Source organism: Enterococcus sp. DIV0008, assembly GCF_050542615.1.
GTDB lineage: Bacteria > Bacillota > Bacilli > Lactobacillales > Enterococcaceae > Enterococcus_D > Enterococcus_D innesii.
Genome location: NZ_CP172937.1, coordinates 946274 through 965898 on the forward strand (window position 1 = coordinate 946274; position 19625 = coordinate 965898).

Here is a 19625-nt window from a genome sequence, read left to right on the forward strand (position 1 = left end):
AATTAATATACGTACTGAAGAGTCCGAAGAGTATTGGAGAAAATGGATACTTGGGGAAGTCTTTCTTTTCTCACGTGCAATACTCTTCGTTTGTTTAGTGTACCACTCCCATTTTAAAATAGATACGTTTTTTTTACTTTCTGAGGAGATTTCTTTTATTCCTTGAGTTGAAAGGCAAAAAAGTGGGAAGGTTCTGAGAAAGCGCTATGAAGACGAAATTTATGTCTTCTTTTTTTGTGTGAAAGGTAAGGAAAATTGTGAAAGTTTTTTTATCCATTTTACCTGCGAAATAATGTATAAGAAAGTATCGAAAGTTCTGATCACTAGAAGATCAGAACTTTTTTGTATGCTTTCTTGGCACGACTCCTGTCAACGATAGTCAGCATAAAGTCGCACTTTTCTAATTTTTTACATTCAGAAGAGCGCTTCTGACACAACCATGTAACCTCTTACATTTTTTGGTCGAGTTAAATTGACAGGCTGCATAAACATGCGGTAAACTCGGTACAACAAACAGAATTTTTTGAATTATCTGAATGTTAGAAGGGGATGAGTAGAAATGGGGAAACGTAGCAACTATGCAGTATCGCTTGTGTTACTAGGCAGCTTCTTTTTAGCAGCTTGTCAAAATGGCGCGCAAGAAAACGAGACGGATTCATCAGCAGCTTCTTCTGCAGAGCAAGTGATCAATGTGCAATTTTCAGCAGAGATGGGCAGTGCCGATATTTCTTTAGCAACCGACTCTTATAGCTTTATTACTCTGAACAATGCTTATGAAGGCCTTTATCGCTTGGATGAGAACAATGTACCTGTAATTGCTGGGGCAAGTAAAGACGCTGAAGTCAGTGAAGATGGCCTGACCTATACCATTTCACTGCGAGAAGAGGCAAAATGGTCCAATGGTGATCCAGTTACAGCGACTGATTATGTTTTTAGCTGGCAGCGAACCGTTGATCCAGCTACAGCTTCCAATTATGCCTATATGCTAGCACCCGTTAAAAATGCGTCTGCTATTTCAGATGGCACGCTGGATAAAAGCGAGTTAGGAATCGAAGTAGTCAATGACCATGAATTGACAATTACGTTAGAAAAACCGACGCCGTACTTTTTATCTTTACTGGCGTTTCCAACCTTCTTCCCACAAAACGAACGTGTCGTGGAGGAATTTAGTGATCAATACGCTTTAACAAGTGAAAACGCTGTGTACAATGGGCCTTTCTTATTGACCAATTATGCTGGACCAGGCACCGACATCCAATGGTCTTTGGAAAAAAATCCGGATTATTGGGATGCCGATTCGGTCAAACTTGAATCAATTAATTTTGATGTCGTGAAAGACTCATCGACCGCTTATAACCTGTACGAAAGCGGGCAAGCCGATGACATTATTTTAAGCGGTGAATTGGCGATGCAAAATGTAAACCATCCTGATTACATGGTCCAACCTAGTGCGACCACTCAGTATTTAGAAATGAATCAAGCGCCGGAAGATTCGCCTTTTCGAAATGCAAATCTGCGCCAAGCCATTTCGTATAGCATGAATCGGCAACAAATCGTGGAGAACATTTTAGGCAACGGCTCATTACCGGCTGTCGGTTTTGTTCCTTCTGACCTAGCCTTCAATCCTGAGACAAAAGCTGACTTTGTTGAGGATGCGGCAACCACGTTAGCCTTTGACGAAGAAAAAGCCCAAGAGTATTGGGAAAAGGCCAAAGCTGAGCTGGGGATCGATACGTTGTCTTTCGAGCTGCTGACCTCAGATACCGACCAATCGAAAAAAATGGCGGAATACATTCAAGGAACCTTGCAGCAAACACTGGATGGATTGACTGTCGAAGTCACAAATGTTCCTTTTTCTGTTCGTTTGGATCGTTCCAATAGCGGCGATTTTGAGATGGTCATGAACAATTGGATCGGTGACTATGCAGATCCAATCAACTTTTTAGAATTGTTCAAAAAAGACAGTTCCTACAATCGTGGGAAATGGTTAAATGATGACTACGAGCAATTGACCGAACAAGCCTCCAATGAAAATGCCAACAACCCAGAAGCCCGTTGGGAAAATATGGTGGAAGCAGAAAAAATCTTAAATGAAGATTTGGGCATTATTCCGCTTTTTCAAAGTGCAGAAGCACATCTGCGGTCGCCTAAGATCAAAGGTCTCATCGTTCATAGTGTCGGTGCTGCCTATGACTATAAAAATGTGTTTGTCGAAGAATAAGTATAAAAATTGATTCTTGCATACATCTACCGACTGATGTAGTCAAACAGTACTGCAGAAAAGAGGAACGCGATTCGAGCGTTCAGCAACTTGAGAACAAGGAATACAGCCGTTCTTTATCTAGCAGTGAAGAGGAATCATTGATTCCAGCTAGATAAGAACGGCTTTTCTTTTTAGGGGGAACACCAATGAAAATCACAGCAGTTGAAACCAAACGAATTCCGATCCAGCTGAATGCACCGTTTAAAACGGCGCTCAGAGAAGTGCACGCCGTCGAAGTGATTCGAGTGCTGCTTTCTTTTGACAATGGGATCGTTGGTATCGGAGAAGCAGCACCTACCGAAGTCATCACCGGTGATACAAAAGAAAGTATTTTAAAAGATATCGAAACTGTTTTTGCCCCCTTCCTGTTAGGCAGAAAGGTAGATGCGCAATTGTCGGTAATGGATGAGCTTCATGCGTTGATCCAGCATCATACGAGCCCTAAAGCGGCGATTGATATCGCGTTGCATGATGCACTGGCAAAAGCAGCTAACTTACCGCTTTACCGTTATTTAGGAGGTTCTGTCAATAGGTTAGCAACCGATTATACGATTAGTGTCGGCTCACAGGAGCAGATGCTACAGGATGCGCAAGCAAAAGTCCAAGCGGGGTTTCGCTCCTTGAAAATCAAACTAGGGGTAGGAACGATCGAAGAGGAAGTTGCGAAAATTCGCCGCATCAATGAACGCTTGGCAGGAAAGATCCCCTTTCGAATCGATGCGAATCAAGGCTGGACCAAAGAAGAAGCGGTGCAGATTTTAGACCAATGGCAAGACATTCCGATCGAGTTTGTTGAACAGCCAGTAAAAGCCCATGATTTTGCTGGACTCAGCTATGTGACTGCTCGGACGACGATTCCGATCATGGCCGATGAAAGTCTTTTTTCCTATGAGGATGCCAAACGTTTGATTGCTGAAAACTGCTGCAATTATTTGAACATTAAATTGATGAAAAGCGGCGGGATCAAAGAGGGACAAAAAATTTATCAATTGGCAAAAGAGCATCAAGTGCCGGTGATGGTCGGTTCGATGATTGAAGGGTATGGTGGAATGGCTGCCGCCGCCCATTTTGCATTAGGGATGAACGATGTCCAATTTTATGATCTGGATGTTCCTTTTATGTGGGAGACCCAAACGACTTCCCCTGAAACGCAAGGGATTCTTCAGCGTCCAGGAAGCTTGAGCGTCACCGAACGCATCGGACTAGGAATCAACGAATAAACAGTTATGAGAGGAGCAAAGATGAAACAAATTGTTCAGGCTGGCTCTTTCTTCTTATGGAAGGAACCCAAAGAAAACAAAGTACTAGCAAAAATCAAAGCATTTCCTTTAGAAGCGTTGCACACTTTTTTGACTGATGAAGATACGATGCAGCTTTACCAGGAAAGCTTAGTGGACTCCGAAGTATTATATGGGACGATTGTAGAAGTCATCGACCAAACGGATGGTTGGTCCCATGTGATCGTCTTGGATCAAAAAAGCAATAAACACCCACTTGGCTATCCCGGCTATCTACCAAACGAGGTATTGAAGCCATTGCCACCAGACTATGCAACAGCTAAAAGAATGCTCGGCGTGACTGTCAAAGAAGCTTTGCTTGTTTTTGACTCAGCGTCACGGATCGTTTCTTTTGGGACGGTTTTACCCCTAGTTGGGGAAACCGCAGATTCCTATCAAGTGGCTACGCCTAATGGACCAGCAACGATCGCTAAATCCTTTGCTCAAGTCATTGTGGATACATGGACAAATCTGCCCGAGAAAATGATTGCACTAGCAGAACAATTTGTGAATCAGCCCTATGTCTGGGCAGGCATTAGCGGCAGTGGCTTTGATTGTTCTGGATTCATGTATTCGCTGCATCGACTTCATGGTATTTTGATCCCCCGAGATACGATTGAGCAAGCACAACAAGCAAACATTGTACCTTACAGTCAGGCACAACCGGGAGATCTGTTGCTATTTGCTTATGAAGAAGGAAAAGGTGAAGTCCATCATGTTGGGTTGTATTTGGGGGATGATGAAATGATTCATTCAAGAACACCCGGATCGCGGGTCATGAAAACCAAAATCGCTGGTTCTAATTATGAACCGGAACTAGCAGTTGTGGCGCGCTATTGGCAAGACAAACCAAATACACCAATTGAACCGGGCACATAAGCAATCCTTTACTGACTTTGAGGAAAGGAGCGTTTGATGACAAAAGATGACGTTTATTTAGAAATAAATCATATCCTAAAAAAATATCAAGCAACATTGGAAATGGGGTTATGGATTGGTACGCCAACGAAATGTCTTGTTGACTATCAGAGTCATAAGTCATTTCCAGCAGCAAGTATCAGTAAGCTTGTATTGTATGCCTATTACCTTGAACAAATCATCGAAAAAAAGATCAATCCCCAACAAGTAATTTGTGTGAGCCCCGTTGATCTGACAGGTGGCGCTGGGGTCCTCCGTCTTTTTCCTCAGAAAAAAAGCTGGGCTATCAGTGAACTGCTTACAGCGATGATCGCCGTATCTGATAATACCGCCACCAATGTACTGTTGGACTTAGCTGGGTTGCCCACACTTCAAGCATGGATCCAGGAGCCGGAGATCCAATTTGAACGGTATATGATGCGACCGATTAAAGACAAGGAGAACCGCTTGACCCCTTCGGCGGCTGCCAAACTACTACTAAGGTGTGTTAAACAAGAAGAAGCTGCCCTAGGATTTTCAGCCTTAAATCAGCAGCAATTTCAAGAGGGCATACCAGGGACTTTTGCTGAAACAACGCATCCTGCGTGCCGCATTTTTAATAAGACAGGCCGTCTTGACCGCATCGAACACGATGTAGCGTATTTACAAGCCAATGAAACGACGATCATCATTGCGGCGTTTTCCTATGATAAAACCGGTAGTGGTCAAGGGATCAGTTGGCTAAGAGAAATTGGTCAAACAGTCTATCAGCAATATTTTTAAGTAAAATACGCTGCGTATCGATCCTCACTCAGAGGTACTCGATACGCAGCGTATTAATTATTTACGACGATAAAATCTCCCATATCATAGCGGTGCCGTGACTGAGAAAATTCGAAAGGTGTCCCATCGCCGAGATAAACCGTTTGTTCCACTTCTAAAATGGGATCGGTGGCAGCACAAGCTAAGTATTGCTGATCATAGGTATCTGCACGATCCGCTTTGATGCGACGGACAGATGTCCCAATCGAGGAGTGTAGCTGGTTGGTGATATAACCGTAGACCGATGAGTTTAAGACTTCCTCGGTAATCCCGGGAATGACATGAAGCGGCATGATGGTATATTCTAAAACAACAGGAATATCGTCAAACAGGCGCAAACGAACGATATCATAAATTTGTTGGTCACTGCGGATTTTTAGTTTTTCTTGTTCTTTCTCATCGGGAAAAAGAATGGCAAAAGAAATGATCTTGCTGGTGATTTTTCCTGTCTCTCCAAGGCGCTTCGTCAGCCCGCGATTGATCTTGGCGTTGTAATCGAAGGTTGAATAGGCGTCGCTGATAAAGGTACCCGTGCCTTTTTTTCCGTAAATAATGCCTTCCATTTGTAAAATATTCAATGCTTTTTGAATCGTCACGCGGCTGGTCTGATAATGGACAGCAAGTTCGGATTGTTTCGGCAATTTTTTCTCTTCTTCGTAAAACCCGTGATTGATTTTGCTCCGTAGATCGGCAGCGATGTCATGGTAGTTCGCCATTTGCTTCACCTCAAAATAATAATAAGTGATAAAACGAAGTATGTAAACTTGGAGCTTTACATACCTTGTTTTAAAAGCTTTTCCTGCGTTTACATTCTTCAGGAAATGAATTACATTTGTAATGTAATCGTTTTCTAACAATTGAAGAATAGGGGTATAGGAGGGAGTTTTATGCAAGGATTTATGGATCGACTCGCTGACGTTTTAGGAAAGTTTGCCAATAGGATCAACAATTTACGCTACATCATGGTCATTAAAAATGCCTTTGCTGCTTTGATTCCAGTAATCATTACCGGGGCATTTGGTACTTTGTTTTCAGCAATGGTTTTTGATGCTGAAAATGGATTGGCACAAATCGAGGCACTGCGCTTTTTAGAAAGTTTAAAACCGATCTCATCTGCGGTCAGTTATGTGACGTTGAGTTTCTTAACGATCTATGCAGTGTTTCTGATTGGGATTGAGCTAGCAAAATTAAATAAGATTTCGGGGGTCTTTCCAGGAATCATCGCCGTGATGTCTTATCTTTCTGTTAATCCAATGATCTTTGAATTTTTGCACGAAGATGCGACGGTGGTTGCCGAAAACGTGCTGGCTAAGCAATACACGGACACGAAAGGCCTATTTTTAGGCATGTTCGTTGCGATCGTTTCCATCGAGCTTTATGCGTGGCTAGGAAGACAAAAACGGCTGCAGATCACGATGCCTGATAGTGTTCCAGGGAATGTTTCGGCAAGTTTTTCGGCATTGTTTCCAACGATTTTCACCGTGACCATCATCGCCACCTCTGGCTTTGCTATCAAAGTACTCACAGGGATGTATGCCTACGATATCATCTACAATGTCGTCCAACGACCACTGGAAGGGATCGTCCAAGGATTACCAGGTATCTTATTGTTGATGTTTATCGCACAAGTCTTTTGGGTCATCGGGATTCATGGGAACCAGATGGTCAAACCCATTCGTGAACCATTGTTGCTGGCAGCAATCGCCGTCAACACGGAAGCTTTTGAAGCTGGAAAAGAAGTACCCAATATCATTACGATGCCGTTTTGGGATATGTATATGAGTATGGGTGGCTCTGGCGTGACGATTGGGTTGCTGATTGCGATTTTGATCGTCGGCAAGCGGGAGGACATGCGCCAAATCACTAAATTGTCATTAGCACCTGGGATTTTCAATATCAATGAGCCAGTGATCTTCGGAATGCCAATTATGTTGAATCCCATTTTGGCGATTCCCTTTATCCTGACACCATTAGTAACAGGAACGATTGGGTACGTGGCCACAAGCCTAGGCTTTGCCGCTAAAGCAGTGGTAATGGTCCCATGGCCAATGCCACCGATCGTCAATGCTTATCTAGCTACTGCTGGGGATATCGGGGCTGTGATCACGCAAGTTATCTGTATTGTCGTGGCGATTTTAATCTATCTCCCTTTTGTTTTGGTAATGAATCGCACGACCAATGAAGTTGCATAAAGGAGTTTTGAAAAAATGGTAAAAATACCTGAGACATTTATTTTAGGGGCTGCTTCGTCTGCTTGGCAGACAGAAGGCTGGCAAGGAAAGAAAGAAGGGCAAGATTCGTATCTCGACCGCTGGTACAAAGAAGAACGCTTTGTTTGGCATAATGGCTATGGACCGGCTGTTGCGACGAATTTTATGGAAAAGTTTTCAGAGGATATTCAACTGATGCAGGAGGTTCATTTGACCCATTACCGAACATCGATCAACTGGGCACGCTTCTTTACCGACCATGAACAGCTGATCGTTGATGAAGACTATGCTGCTCATATCGATCAGCTTATTGACCAATTGCTTGCGGCTGGGGTCGAACCGATGCTTTGTTTGGAACATTATGAACTGCCAGCTAGTTTGATGGATGCTTATGATGGCTGGAGCTCGCGGAAAGTGGTCGATCTGTATACCCGTTATGCCGAGATCGCCTTCGAACGTTACGGTGATCGAGTCAAACATTGGTTTACCTTCAATGAGCCGATCGTTATTCAGACTCGTTGTTATCTCGATGCGATCCGCTGGCCCTATGAACAAAATACGAAAAAATGGATGCTTTGGAATTATCACAAAGTATTGGCGTCCGCTCAAGCGGTGGCTGTCTATCATGAAAAAGGCTACGAGGGGCGCATCGGTTGTGTGCTGAATCCGGAAATGGTTTACGCACGCTCTTCCTCACCGGAGGATCAAAACGCGCAAAAAATGTATGATCTTTTTTTCAATCGAATTTTTTTTGATCCAATGGTCAAAGGTCATTATCCAGAGGAACTTATCACACTTTGCCAAACCTATGACATCTACTTTGATCCGACAGAAGAAGATTTGGAAACGATCCGCACCCATACGGTGGATTTCTTAGGGGTCAATCAGTACTACCCGAAACGCGTGCGGGCACCACGATATCAATGGCATTCGGATACACCATTTCATCCAGAAATGTTTTATGAGACCTTTGATTTGCCAGGAAAACAAATGAATAACTCTCGTGGCTGGGAAATCTATCCGAAGGTCATGTACGATATGGCTAATTATCTTAAAGAGAATTATGACAATATTCCATGGCTGATCACTGAAAATGGTATGGGGCGGGAAAATGAAGAACAGTATATGGATGCCACAGGTCAAGTCCAAGATGATTATCGGATTCAGTTTATTACCGAACATCTTTACTGGCTGCTAAAAGCCGTCGAGGAAGGCGCCAACTGCGAAGGCTATATGCTTTGGGCATTTACCGATTGTGTTTCACCTATGAATGCATTTAAGAACCGCTATGGTCTCGTCCGAATTGAGTTAAATGAAGAACGGACCCGGTCATTAAAAAAATCAGCCGCTTGGTATCGTTCCCTTATTGATGAACGGTGGCTTCCATTTGAAGAAAAACCATTGATTCTGTAATAAAAACCCACGATTATTTCCTAATCCTAAAGGAAATAATCGTGGGTTTTCAGTTAAAAGGGTTGTTTATGAGGAGCAAGTTTCTCCCAGTCAAATATGACACCCATCCCTGGTTCTTCTGGTGCAATCGCACAGCCATCGGATGGATCGATCACTAATGGTCTCGTGGTGTATTGATCGATTGGAAAACTGTGCATTTCAAGATACCCAGCATTAGGCATCGCCGCCAGTAGACTGACGTGTAATTCCTGCATGCCATGTGTAGAAACAGATAAGTTACTTGTTTGTGTTAAGGCAGCAATTTTCAACCATCCGGTGATCCCACCGCAATTGGAAGCGTCGGGTTGTGGAAAATCGACATTGCCATATTTGATCATATGAGCAAACTCAATAGGGGTGCGCAAGTTTTCCCCGCCTGCGACCGCAATTTGCCCTTCTTTAGCGATACGCGCGTAGCCTTCGTAATCTTCGGGGATTGTTGGTTCTTCAAGGAACAAAATGTCATAAGGCGCTATCAGTTTGGCGGCTTTGATTGCTTTTTCAACAGACCAGCTCATGTTGGCATCCACCATAAAGACAACATCGGGACCAATCAATTCTCTGACCGCTTTTATTCGAGCAATATCTTCGGCAAGTGTTTTTTGACCCAATTTGATTTTGACCGCTTTTAATCCCATGTCTAAATATTTTTGATTATTGGCTAAGAGTTTTTCAAGAGAAAAGTTTAGATCGATCGCACCACCATAGCATTTGACTTTGTTACTTGCGCCGCCTAAAAGTTTGTAGAGGGGTTCTTGTGCTTTTTTCGCGCGTAAGTCCCATAAGGCAATATCACAAGCCGCAATGGCGAAACTCGCTAAACCGCCTCTGGCAACATAGTGAATGCCCCAGTTCATCTGATCCCACAAGGCCTCCACACATGCTGGATCTTTCCCTAAAAGGATTGCTTTTAGTTCTTTGTCGATCAGTTTGGCAATCGATTCGCCACCGAAGCCACCAGTATACGTATAGCCCACACCTTCACGTCCCTCATCAGTAACGATCTTGACGATAGGCACTTCAAAGTGGGTGTGTAAGCCGTGCTTCGCATCTTCCATGATTTCCGGAAGAGGTATCCGATAATACACTGTTTGTACATCTGTAATTTTTGCCATTAAAAATCCTCCTCAAACTAATGTTCACGTGTGCATTTCAATGTTAACGTTTGCATAATCATGTTAGCATGGGAACGCGAGATTGACAAGACAAAAATCGCTCAAATTCAATACTTAGGAAACAAGAATGTCTCTTTTTAAGAGGTCATTCACTTAGGAGCGAAGCTAAAGGACCTCTTCAGAATATAAATAGAAATTGGAGAGATGTTATAAGAAATGAATTGAAAACCTTATAAATTGTCATAAAAAGGTATTTAATGTAATTTATAGACATATTTATTGAATAAAAATCATTTTTGTATTATGATTATCTTAACAACGAGCAATGAAGAGTACTGGGGCAGATGAAAGCTTGGGGAAGTCTTTTATTTGGGATACCTAGTACTCTTATCTTTCTTCAACGACAAGTGAAATACAAAAGAACGACTGAACTTCTTTGGTTCAGTCGTTCTTTTGTATTTCATAAAGCGAGCGAGAGTAACTTGTAGTAAGGAAGAAAAAGTTTTTTCTCAATTGACAAAAGAATAATAATTGGCGGTTAAAACAGTACGAGCTTGTTCTACCTGATGCTCCTTGATTAAAATATAATCAGTATTGAAGGTAGAAACAGCAAAAATACTGATTGACTCCTCGGCTAGAAGGGAAGAGATTTTTGCAATAATGCCAATCAAGCTAAAATCCAGCACACCAATTATTTTTATCGCTTTCCATCCATCTTCTCTGTTTAGCGTTTCAGCTGGAACGTTTGCAGTTGGTAACACCAAAGAAAGTTCTTCTGACGTATGGGCAAAAAAAAGAGGAACAATCTTCAGTATCGAAGGATCAATACTCTTTACTTGTATGACAGAAAAAGAGGGTTCTAATAAGGTCAATTTCATCTAATCACGTCCTACGTTTGATGCTTTCATCATATCAAATCGGAAGAACGAAGGGAACAAGCTGTTAAACATTTTCAATTTTAACCCAAAATAGCAAAGGGAACGATGGTCTATAGCTTGATAGGAGCTTAACCTATCGTTCTTGTATTAAACTTTTCTTCGCGTTTTTAACTCACCAATCTGACGTTCCATTTTTTCGAGGGAGCTACCAAAGTCTGTGAGAAAAACATTGAATAATAAGGAGCAGGCATGATAATCTCGGATGATTTTCTGCTTATTCACGGGTCTTTTTTTGTCACTGAAAAATTTTTCTAATACACCGAGTGGTTCTTGCCAAGATTTCAATTGCTCCAAAGTATCTCCTAAACCATATATGTCCTGGTAGCTAATTTCTTTTACCGGCTGCTTATTACTCGTCTTAATGCCAGTCTTTTCTATTTCTTTCAAAGTAACGCCTCCATTCTGTTTTTTTTTGGTGCTTTTATAGACACCACCTTCGGCTCTGTTTTACTATATGATGTCCTTATGAACAACATCTGCTTGCAGAAAAAGGTGGCTAATACATGAACAGAAAAATAGAAATAGGCTTAAAAGAGCTTGTAAAAAGCCGAGGAATTTCTCTAAGAGAGTTAGCACGCTTATCTGATATTGAACCTTCGATTATTAATAAGCTGGCAAATGGCAAACGAGAAAAAGTTTACCTTCCACATATTGAAAGAATCGCTAATGCATTAGAAATTGACGATATTTCAGAAATTATCAGACTTACGAAAGAATAACTTTTGGAAAAGTAGGACAAGATATAAAGCGAACACTTAGAATATCGTGATTATACTATTAGAACGTGACTATTCTAAGGTTCTCTTTATTTTTATTGTCTTGTATAAATTGAAGAAGACCGCACAGAAGATCGTTAACGATCAAGGCGGAGAAGTATTTCAAAAGCACGCCGGCAGATGGCATCACTTCTAGCCCATCAAATTGGGTGAAAGCATTACAACGAAAATTAAATACTGGCAAATTATAAAGTCAAAGCCCATCACTTTTCGGAGTAGTGGGCTTTTTTTGATGTAGGCTTTGATGTAGGTTGGTAGTCAAATAGTGTCACATACTGGCACAAGTAAAAAGCCAAAACCCTGTAAAATCAAGGTTTTGGCTCTTAGTGTCACTTACTGACAGTTTAAAATGGAGATGGCGGGAGTCGAACCCGCGTCCAAACATATTGCTACCTAAAAATCTACGCTCATAGTCAACTCATTTGAAGGTTCGCTTTACAGCTTGCCGAGTGACAGGCAGTCTGTATCGCTAGTCTGATGAGCTCTTTTTTATCTTACAGACGGAAAGATAAAACGTATCCCACTTAGAATAGGACCCTTACTCGAGCACATGGGCGATGCCAAGAGGATCTACGCTAACTGTTTTTAGGCAGCTAAAGCGTAAGAGTTTTCGTTTTTAGCAGTTATATTTAACTGTAACGTTTTAACGTAGACGTAACCTACGAAGCGCAATTCAGGCTCAACTATGCCTGTCGAATCCGTAACATCCCCTCGATAAAAGGGGTATCGCTACCATTCACTAGTATACCATATTTTTGTTCATGTGCAAAGGATCAGATCAAGTCAAAGTGTTTCAGGGCGTGCACGATTCCGCCTTCGGTATTTTTCAGGGTAACGAAATCTGCCAGCTCTTTCAACTCTTGAATCCCATTTCCCATGGCAATTTTGTGGTCACAGGCTTCTAAAAGGGCGAAATCGTTGCTGCCGTCACCAAAGCCGAAGGTAGGTACATCTTCTAGACCTAACAATTCTACCAAGGTTTTCACGCCAGTTCCTTTAGAGGTGCCGGATTTTACGACATCGATCGAAAAAGGCGTATTACGATAGAAAGTTAATTCGGGAAAACGCTCATGATAATAAGCATCGTTGCCGACACCTAAAACCAACAACATATTGGTCCGGTCCGTTTCATAATGCAGAGGATCGATTTCTGGGAGAGGGCTACGGACGTAGTTGTATGCACCGACCATTTCCTCGGTGTGACCAGTCGCCCAATAGCCTTTCTCATTGTAATAACACAGCTCATCACCATTGTCTTTGACGGCTTGGTACATTCGTGCGCAAAGCTCAGGTTCTAAAGTATCAGAAAAAACTTCTTTGCCGTCAATGCGAATAAAGGCCCCGTTCATGACGATGTTTGAGGTGATCCCAGCTGCTTCACGAATGGCGGTAACTTCAGGTTCGGTTCTTCCCGTTGCAATGATCGGCAGTACTTCGTTTTTTCGCAACATCGCCATCGCTTCAGCAATTTCCGAAGTGATTTGCGAGTGCTCATCTAAAAGCGTACCATCAAGATCAAAAAAAGTTAATGCTTTATAGGTCATGTATCTTACTCCTAAGGTTTATAGTCATAGTCCACTCACAATCTTATCAAAGATTGAAAAAAAGGCAAACCTTTATGAATAATCGGTGAAGTTGTTGGTAGAAGAAAGAAATTCGAGTATACTATAGGAAGAATGGAGTGAAACGATGATTTTTTTAGTAATTGGCAGCATTTTTTTCTTGATTGGTCTCACTTTTTTTCTTTTTCCATCAAAAAAAATGAACCTTATTTATGGCTACCGTTCCTATCTGGCAAAACAAAATGAACGAAATTGGCGACAGGCCCAAAAACTATCTGCCCGATTCTTTCTGCTTTTCGGCGGAATCATGGCGCTCATTGGGTTTGTCTTGAAATGGCAAGAATGGACCAACTTTTTTCTAATTGAAATGATCGCGATCCCTTGGTTCATCGTGCCGATCTTTGGCCTGATCGAAGAGAATCTGCAACGATTTGATAAAGAACATAGAGGTGAAGAAAATGAATATATTAATGATTGAAGACAACGAATCTGTTTCTGAAATGATGCAAATGTTTTTCTTGAATGAAGGATGGGAAGCAGTGTTTATGTACGATGGCAAAGAAGGACTTGAGGCCTTTGCTGCTGAACCAGAAAAATGGGATATGATCACCCTTGATCTGAATCTTCCTTCCATGGACGGCATGATGGTGGCGCGCGAAATTCGTAAAATCTCTAGTACAGTCCCTATTATTATGTTGACGGCCCGTGACTCAGAAAGCGATCAAGTCATTGGATTAGAGATGGGGGCGGACGACTATGTGACGAAACCCTTTAGTCCATTGACCTTGATTGCACGGATCAAGGCATTACACCGCCGCAGTGAATTGGTTGAAAAAACAACACCTGAAGCTTCCGATGCCACCTTTGATATCGTCACCGATCATTTCAAAATGAACACAAAAACAAGGGAAGCCTATTTAAATGGTCAACCCATCGATGGGTTGACGCCGAAAGAATTTGATTTGCTTTATACGTTAGCGAAAAAACCGCGACAAGTATTTTCGAGAGAACAGCTGTTAGAACTGGTTTGGGATTACCAATACTTTGGCGATGAACGGACCGTCGATGCACATATCAAAAAACTAAGACAAAAAATTGAAAAAGTGGGGCCACAGATCATTCAAACCGTCTGGGGAGTTGGGTACAAATTTGATGATGCGGGTGCTGCTTAATGCGCTACCTGTATCAACAGCTGATTGCATTTTTTGTGGTGATCTTCGTGATCTTGATGACGATTGGTATTGCGTTTACTCAAATGACACGCCAAACGTTACAAGAACGGAATTATGAGCAGTTAATGGGGTATGCTTCGTCGGTCGCGACGATTTCGCAAATCAGTGACTCAGAATATTTACAGCAAAATATGACCCGGGATGGCTATCTACAGTATTCCTTGCGTTTGGCTGAGAATATTTTGAGCAACCAAGATATCTCCTTTGCTTTCTTTAAAAGTCCTGATGATATTATTTATCCACTAGATACCGCTCATGCTGTTGATTTTCCGATCTCTGAAAAAGACTGGCAGTCCTTAGAAAATGGGGCGCGTCTACAACTGACCTCCGCCACAAATTTATACGGGGAAAAAGAACTGACTTCCTATGTGTTGATACCTTTTTCTGTCAATCGCACGGATTTTTACGGGGTAATGGTAGTTTCGCAATCGGCAAGCAGTATTTTGAATCTTGTCAGTGCCTTTAATCAAAACTTGTTTAAAGTTTGTTTGATCTCGATCGTTGTCTCATTATTGATCAGTTACCTTTTTGCTACGTTCCAAGTAAGGCGGATCAATCGCATGAAACGGGCAACCAAAGAAATTACTAATGGCAATTTTGATATTTTCTTGCCGGTGCATAATCGGGATGAATTTGATGAATTAGCCGAAGATTTTAATTTAATGACGAAATCCTTAAAAGAATCCCAAGAAGAGATTGAACGGCAAGAAGAACGTCGTCGGCAATTTATGGCGGATGCTTCTCATGAGATGCGTACCCCGTTGACGACCATCAATGGCTTATTGGAGGGCTTAGAGTACAACGCAATTCCTGAGAATCAAAAAGACAATGCGATCCGCTTGATGAAAAATGAAACCAATCGTTTGATTCGATTAGTCAACGAAAACCTTGACTACGAAAAAATCAGAACCAATCAAATCTCGATGGTCATCAAAAAATTTGATGCGACGCAAACTATCAAAAATCTACTGACGCAACTGGAGAGCAAGGCAGAAATCGCCAAAGATGTGTTGATTTTAGAAACAACAGAGCCAATTGACGTCTATGCCGACTACGATCGTTTCGTCCAAATCATGGTCAATATTTTACAAAATGCGATCCAGTTTACGGAAGATGGAGAAATTCGGGTTCGAATCGAAAAAGGCTACTTGGAAACGATCATCGAAATCAGTGATACGGGAATCGGCATGTCTGAGGAACAAGTCAAGAATATTTGGGATCGTTACTACAAAGTTGATCCTTCCCGCAAAAACCGTCAATTTGGTGAATCTGGTCTGGGACTATCGATCGTTGAACAGCTCGTACGCCTGCACAAAGGAAAGATCAGTGTAGAAAGTGAACTTGGCAAAGGCACGACCTTTAAAATCTCTTTTCCAGATATCGACTTAAATGAAGAATAAGGAATCGACCGGCAGCAATTTGCTTAGCCGGTCGATTTTTTTGCGTTTCATTGGCAGCATCTCAAACAAAAAGACTTGCTTTTGCAAGCAAGCCTTTTTGTTTGAGGGCTATGTAAACTATAGATAAGTGGTATAGGGCGTATGGGCAAAGCATTCGTCTTCATGGATCAAATAGATGGCAACAGCAAATTGTTCGGCGATTTCTTGGCACAAAGGCAGCAGGATTTGGACCTCTTCTGTTGTTAACGTGCTCAAGACATTTTCGATTAAAAGGGTTTCTCTTTCTGAAAGTAACGCTAAGAGCAGTTGAATTTTGATTTCCTCAAAGGGGGCTAACTCTGTCCGCTCTTTTTTTAAAGCTGATAAGGGAAGCTGAACATAAGGCAGTACACTCTCTAAATCGTCCCCTTTTTTATTTGCAAGAGATACATTGTCCATCACGGATAAAAAGGGAACGGAGGGCCATTGAGCACGAATCAAGATTGCTTTTTTTTGTGAAAGCAGCAAACTTAATTCAGAAGTTTTTGTTTCATTGTCTTTCGAAACATAATAGAAACCAATTGATTTCGTTAGCTGAGTTGGTTTTTCCATTGTTTTTTCCTCCAATACAGACTATGTCCGCTGGCAATCAGACCAGTAAAACCGGTCACAGCGGCAAGTAAGACGACAAGTGTGTGGCGTGTGCTTTCAAATAAAATAGCAAGCCAAGTGGTGCTGTTCAAATCGACATTTTGGACCAGAATTTGACTATTTTGCGGAATCGTAATGGCGAATTCTTGTCCAGGAAGACTTTGGACAGCCTCCCAAAAGTTATCAGAAGCACGCTCTCGATCAAGGGCAATGATATGCCCACTAAGTAATTCCCGCTGGAAATAAGGCTGGAAGAGTAGCAATAACACAAAGGCGATCACAGCGGCTGCTAGGAGCGGTAAGAGCATTTCAATGATCTGAATTGCTACCCATTGTCTGGTGGTAGCGCCACTTGCTAACCAAGCAGTGTATTCCGAGCGTTTATATAGTTGGTAGTAAACTTGAAAGCCGATAAAGACCAGCGTAAAGGCGCTGAAAATCAAATAGAACAGTTGATGATAGATCGTCGTAACCGGTTGGATCTCTTCGGCTACTTTCGTTTGCAGATCTTCTGTCGCTAAGAGATCTCTTGTCTGAGCGATCACTTGATCCATCGAGTAGATCAAGGCAAACGTCACGATCAAGCCAATTACGGCAAAGAAGGATACAAGCGTATAAAGCACCATGGCTTTTTTATGATAAAAAATGCTAGCAATCGCAAAATGTATAGTTTTCATCTAATTCACCTCATCCTAGTACATAGTATAAAAGGGGAGTTTGAATAAAGTATGAAGTTCTTGTAGTAAAATATCGAAGCTAAAAAAGTGGCGAGAAAGTTCGACGTTTTCCTAACAAATAGCGCAAAAAATCCAGCAAGGCAGGCGCCTTGCTGGATTGATCATTGGTTGTTCTTACTTCACTCGCCGCTATCTTGTTCCATCATCTGCTGGTATTCTTGGAAGGTTTTTGTTTGGTACAGATCGACGGTCGATTGATTCCCGTTTTGAGAAAAGACACTGGTTGAATCACTGCCTAGATTCTTTTCGATATCCATCATTTGCTGAAGGGCATCTTTGTAATTATAGGTCGAAGGATCAACTTCTTCTAGACCGCTCTTCGCGTAGAAACGTAAGAGATCACCATTGTTGATCTGATCAGAAACCGAAAGCTGTTTGTCGACTTTGGCTTTCCATTCATCGACTTTGGCTTGCAATTCATCGGATGGATCGTTGATCGGCATGCCGGTACGATTGTCATACAATGTACTGCTATAGTAAGTGTAGTCTGGTGTCACAAAGTCGCCATCACGGAAGGCAATCAGTTGTTCATTTTGATCAGAGAATAAATCTTGTCCCAGTTGAATATAGTTCGATGTATCCACACCCAGTAAGTGCAATAGGGTCGGCAATGCATCAACTTGACCGCCATACGTATGATTGATGCCGCCATTTGATTGTCCTGGAATATGAATCATATAAGGGACACGTTGTAACGACGCATTGTCAAAGTTTGTCCACGTAGAACTTGTTTTTCCAAGCAATTCTGCTAAGTTACGGTTACGAGAATTTGAAATTCCGTAATGGTCACCATATAAAACGATGACTGAGTTTTCGTACAAGCCACTTTCTTTCAAGTAATTGAAGAACTCTTCCACGGCTTTATCCAAATAATTCGCGGTTGCGAAATAGCCATTGATCGTTTGATCAGAAGTGTTCGCTAGCGGGAAGCCGCCTTCTTCATTGGTAAATTCAGAATAAGGGTAGTGGTTAGAAACCGCAATGAATTTTGAATAGAACGGTTGTTGTAGACGTTCTAAGTATTGTACCGATTGTTCAAAGAACGGTTTGTCATGCAACCCGTATTGGAATGAATTTTCATCATTGACATCATAATAAGAAGCGTCAAAGAAATAATCATAGCCAAACCGTTTGTAAGTTTCATTTCGGTTCCAGAAGGTACCCGTATTTCCGTGGAAAACGGCACTGGTATAGCCTTGCGTTTGACCTAAAATATCTGGTGCTGCTTCAAAGGTGTTTTTCCCACCCAGTTGAGTGAATAACGCTCCTTGATTCAATCCAAACAGGGAATTTTCGAATAATGTTTCGGCATCACTGGTCTTCCCAGCTTTTACTTGGTGGAAGAAATTATCAAAACTAAAGGTACTATCGCTATGGTATAAACTATTGATAAACGGCATGACTTCATGTTCCACGCCATCTTCATCTTTCAATTTATAATCGATCAAGAATTGCTGAACACTTTCTAAGTGAATATAAATGACATTCTTGCCTTTTGCGATACCAAACAGATCATCATTTGGTTCTGCGTAATGTTCTTTAACATAGCTCTCTACTTCGTTCATGTCGTTGGGACTCGCTTCGGCACGTACTTGCGAAGCTTGATAAGTTTGTACCCCATCATAAACCGTAAAGGCATTGATCCCAAGATATTTGACTAAATAGTCACGAGAAAACGTTCGAGTAAGCAATTCAGGACGATCCGCTTCTGCTAAGAAAAGATTGGCAGAAAAGACCATAACAGCTAAGGTTGAGATCGCAAAAGCCATCCGTGCCCGCACAGGACGAGTGTCCATTTTGATTTTCTTCATTGAAAAGGCTGCAATCAGCACGATAAAGTCAATGAAATACAACACATCGTAGGGACGGAACAAGCGAATCGCGCTTTCTCCTAGACCACTTGCCACTTTTCCAACACCAAGCATCGTGTTGATGGTGATAAAGTCAGTGAATTCTCGATAGTATGAAACATTGGAGAACAACAGCAAGGTCATCAAGAAATAAATCACAAGCATCGTGATATAAGCTGCTTTGGTTCTTCTTACGTACAATGCGATCGACAGCAGTAATAAGGTCGTTGCGATCGGATTGATGAATAAGATGAAGTACTGAATGCTGCTTTCAATCCCTAGGTGGAAGTCCACCATATAGGCAAAGATATTTTTTAGCCAAAATAATAGGGCTAATAGGAAAAAAAAGCCCATTCTTGTATTCACAAAGGTGGATACTTTATTTTTTTTCAAAGGAATCGTCCTCTCTTTTTCCAGTATAACCGGTACATTACGATTTTACATCACAGTACATTTTACTAGGC

General features: G+C 41.8%; 18 protein-coding genes and 1 other RNA gene. 10 read left to right on the top strand and 9 right to left on the bottom strand.

The window, feature by feature from the left end; all coding sequences use genetic code 11:
- The first annotated feature begins 559 nt into the window (after positions 1-559).
- The 4 genes from IGI84_RS04440 (at position 560) to IGI84_RS04455 (ending at position 5220) form a co-directional block, all read left to right on the top strand.
- Positions 560-2221, top strand: a complete 1662-nt coding sequence (locus IGI84_RS04440; protein WP_430600836.1) for a peptide ABC transporter substrate-binding protein — start codon at positions 560-562, stop codon at positions 2219-2221.
- 188 nt (positions 2222-2409) lie between these two features.
- Positions 2410-3483 carry a dipeptide epimerase gene (locus tag IGI84_RS04445; RefSeq protein WP_430600838.1) on the top strand — a complete coding sequence of 358 codons (1074 nt, stop codon included), beginning with the start codon at positions 2410-2412 and terminating at the stop codon, positions 3481-3483.
- A gap of 21 nt (positions 3484-3504) precedes the next feature.
- On the top strand, positions 3505-4419 hold the full coding sequence (locus tag IGI84_RS04450) for an NlpC/P60 family protein (protein WP_430600839.1): 915 nt from the start codon (positions 3505-3507) through the stop codon (positions 4417-4419).
- A 36-nt stretch (positions 4420-4455) separates the two neighbouring features.
- Positions 4456-5220, top strand: a complete 765-nt coding sequence (locus IGI84_RS04455; protein WP_244351626.1) for a serine hydrolase — start codon at positions 4456-4458, stop codon at positions 5218-5220.
- Between the two features lie 53 nt (positions 5221-5273).
- On the opposite strand, the gene IGI84_RS04460 is transcribed toward IGI84_RS04455, so the two are convergent.
- Entirely contained in the window at positions 5274-5975 is a 702-nt protein-coding gene (locus IGI84_RS04460; protein ID WP_077454231.1) for a GntR family transcriptional regulator, read from the bottom strand.
- A gap of 171 nt (positions 5976-6146) precedes the next feature.
- Here IGI84_RS04460 and IGI84_RS04465 point away from each other — a divergent pair, with 171 nt between their 5' ends.
- Entirely contained in the window at positions 6147-7451 is a 1305-nt protein-coding gene (locus IGI84_RS04465) for a PTS transporter subunit EIIC (protein ID WP_220427091.1), read from the top strand.
- Positions 7452-7466: 15 nt separating this feature from the next.
- On the top strand, positions 7467-8882 hold the full coding sequence (locus tag IGI84_RS04470) for a glycoside hydrolase family 1 protein (RefSeq protein WP_220427090.1): 1416 nt from the start codon (positions 7467-7469) through the stop codon (positions 8880-8882).
- Between the two features lie 53 nt (positions 8883-8935).
- On the opposite strand, the gene IGI84_RS04475 is transcribed toward IGI84_RS04470, so the two are convergent.
- The 3 genes from IGI84_RS04475 to IGI84_RS04485 form a co-directional block, all read right to left on the bottom strand.
- The gene (locus tag IGI84_RS04475; RefSeq protein WP_220427089.1) at positions 8936-10036 is read right to left on the bottom strand and encodes a mandelate racemase/muconate lactonizing enzyme family protein; all 1101 of its coding nucleotides are present in this window, start codon (positions 10034-10036) and stop codon (positions 8936-8938) included.
- Between the two features lie 509 nt (positions 10037-10545).
- Entirely contained in the window at positions 10546-10914 is a 369-nt protein-coding gene (locus tag IGI84_RS04480; RefSeq protein ID WP_220427088.1) for an ACT domain-containing protein, read from the bottom strand.
- A gap of 147 nt (positions 10915-11061) precedes the next feature.
- Positions 11062-11361, bottom strand: coding sequence for a hypothetical protein (locus IGI84_RS04485; protein ID WP_220427087.1), 300 nt, complete (start codon positions 11359-11361; stop codon positions 11062-11064).
- A gap of 116 nt (positions 11362-11477) precedes the next feature.
- Between IGI84_RS04485 and IGI84_RS04490 the strand changes: the two genes are divergently transcribed.
- Positions 11478-11693, top strand: a complete 216-nt coding sequence (locus tag IGI84_RS04490; protein ID WP_087664377.1) for a helix-turn-helix domain-containing protein — start codon at positions 11478-11480, stop codon at positions 11691-11693.
- Between the two features lie 404 nt (positions 11694-12097).
- On the opposite strand, the gene ssrA is transcribed toward IGI84_RS04490, so the two are convergent.
- Positions 12098-12461: a transfer-messenger RNA gene (gene ssrA / locus IGI84_RS04495) on the bottom strand.
- A 62-nt stretch (positions 12462-12523) separates the two neighbouring features.
- On the bottom strand, positions 12524-13294 hold the full coding sequence (locus IGI84_RS04500; protein WP_081119492.1) for a Cof-type HAD-IIB family hydrolase: 771 nt from the start codon (positions 13292-13294) through the stop codon (positions 12524-12526).
- Between the two features lie 145 nt (positions 13295-13439).
- Here IGI84_RS04500 and IGI84_RS04505 point away from each other — a divergent pair, with 145 nt between their 5' ends.
- From IGI84_RS04505 to IGI84_RS04515, 3 genes are read left to right on the top strand one after another with little or no spacing between them, the layout of a single operon-like run.
- A complete protein-coding gene (locus IGI84_RS04505) occupies positions 13440-13790 on the top strand; it encodes an SdpI family protein (RefSeq protein WP_081119493.1) in 351 nt (116 codons plus the stop codon).
- Entirely contained in the window at positions 13771-14484 is a 714-nt protein-coding gene (locus tag IGI84_RS04510; RefSeq protein ID WP_142425101.1) for a response regulator transcription factor, read from the top strand. Before IGI84_RS04505 ends, IGI84_RS04510 begins: the two co-directional genes overlap by 20 nt.
- Positions 14484-15944, top strand: coding sequence for a sensor histidine kinase (locus IGI84_RS04515; RefSeq protein ID WP_005237199.1), 1461 nt, complete (start codon positions 14484-14486; stop codon positions 15942-15944). The genes IGI84_RS04510 and IGI84_RS04515 overlap by 1 nt, the downstream gene beginning before the upstream one ends.
- A gap of 117 nt (positions 15945-16061) precedes the next feature.
- Here IGI84_RS04515 and IGI84_RS04520 read toward each other — a convergent pair whose 3' ends face one another.
- The 3 genes from IGI84_RS04520 to IGI84_RS04530 all read right to left on the bottom strand — a co-directional run bounded on the left by IGI84_RS04520 (position 16062) and on the right by IGI84_RS04530 (position 19515).
- Entirely contained in the window at positions 16062-16535 is a 474-nt protein-coding gene (locus IGI84_RS04520; RefSeq protein WP_077454214.1) for a hypothetical protein, read from the bottom strand.
- A complete protein-coding gene (locus IGI84_RS04525; protein WP_220427086.1) occupies positions 16514-17251 on the bottom strand; it encodes a hypothetical protein in 738 nt (245 codons plus the stop codon). Before IGI84_RS04525 ends, IGI84_RS04520 begins: the two co-directional genes overlap by 22 nt.
- 179 nt (positions 17252-17430) lie before the next feature.
- Complete coding sequence (locus IGI84_RS04530) at positions 17431-19515, bottom strand: LTA synthase family protein (protein WP_430600957.1); 2085 nt, start codon at positions 19513-19515, stop codon at positions 17431-17433.
- Positions 19516-19625 lie beyond the last annotated feature (110 nt).

Bases quoted from the DNA above. Each gene is read 5' to 3' on its own strand.
- IGI84_RS04440 (WP_430600836.1), top strand. From the start codon at position 560: ATGGGGAAACGTAGCAACTATGCAGTATCGCTTGTGTTACTAGGCAGC.
- IGI84_RS04445 (WP_430600838.1), top strand. From the start codon at position 2,410: ATGAAAATCACAGCAGTTGAAACCAAACGAATTCCGATCCAGCTGAAT.
- IGI84_RS04450 (WP_430600839.1), top strand. From the start codon at position 3,505: ATGAAACAAATTGTTCAGGCTGGCTCTTTCTTCTTATGGAAGGAACCC.
- IGI84_RS04455 (WP_244351626.1), top strand. From the start codon at position 4,456: ATGACAAAAGATGACGTTTATTTAGAAATAAATCATATCCTAAAAAAA.
- IGI84_RS04460 (WP_077454231.1), bottom strand. From the start codon at position 5,975: ATGGCGAACTACCATGACATCGCTGCCGATCTACGGAGCAAAATCAAT.
- IGI84_RS04465 (WP_220427091.1), top strand. From the start codon at position 6,147: ATGCAAGGATTTATGGATCGACTCGCTGACGTTTTAGGAAAGTTTGCC.
- IGI84_RS04470 (WP_220427090.1), top strand. From the start codon at position 7,467: ATGGTAAAAATACCTGAGACATTTATTTTAGGGGCTGCTTCGTCTGCT.
- IGI84_RS04475 (WP_220427089.1), bottom strand. From the start codon at position 10,036: ATGGCAAAAATTACAGATGTACAAACAGTGTATTATCGGATACCTCTT.
- IGI84_RS04480 (WP_220427088.1), bottom strand. From the start codon at position 10,914: ATGAAATTGACCTTATTAGAACCCTCTTTTTCTGTCATACAAGTAAAG.
- IGI84_RS04490 (WP_087664377.1), top strand. From the start codon at position 11,478: ATGAACAGAAAAATAGAAATAGGCTTAAAAGAGCTTGTAAAAAGCCGA.
- IGI84_RS04500 (WP_081119492.1), bottom strand. From the start codon at position 13,294: ATGACCTATAAAGCATTAACTTTTTTTGATCTTGATGGTACGCTTTTA.
- IGI84_RS04505 (WP_081119493.1), top strand. From the start codon at position 13,440: ATGATTTTTTTAGTAATTGGCAGCATTTTTTTCTTGATTGGTCTCACT.
- IGI84_RS04510 (WP_142425101.1), top strand. From the start codon at position 13,771: ATGAATATATTAATGATTGAAGACAACGAATCTGTTTCTGAAATGATG.
- IGI84_RS04515 (WP_005237199.1), top strand. From the start codon at position 14,484: ATGCGCTACCTGTATCAACAGCTGATTGCATTTTTTGTGGTGATCTTC.
- IGI84_RS04520 (WP_077454214.1), bottom strand. From the start codon at position 16,535: ATGGAAAAACCAACTCAGCTAACGAAATCAATTGGTTTCTATTATGTT.
- IGI84_RS04525 (WP_220427086.1), bottom strand. From the start codon at position 17,251: ATGAAAACTATACATTTTGCGATTGCTAGCATTTTTTATCATAAAAAA.
- IGI84_RS04530 (WP_430600957.1), bottom strand. From the start codon at position 19,515: ATGGGCTTTTTTTTCCTATTAGCCCTATTATTTTGGCTAAAAAATATC.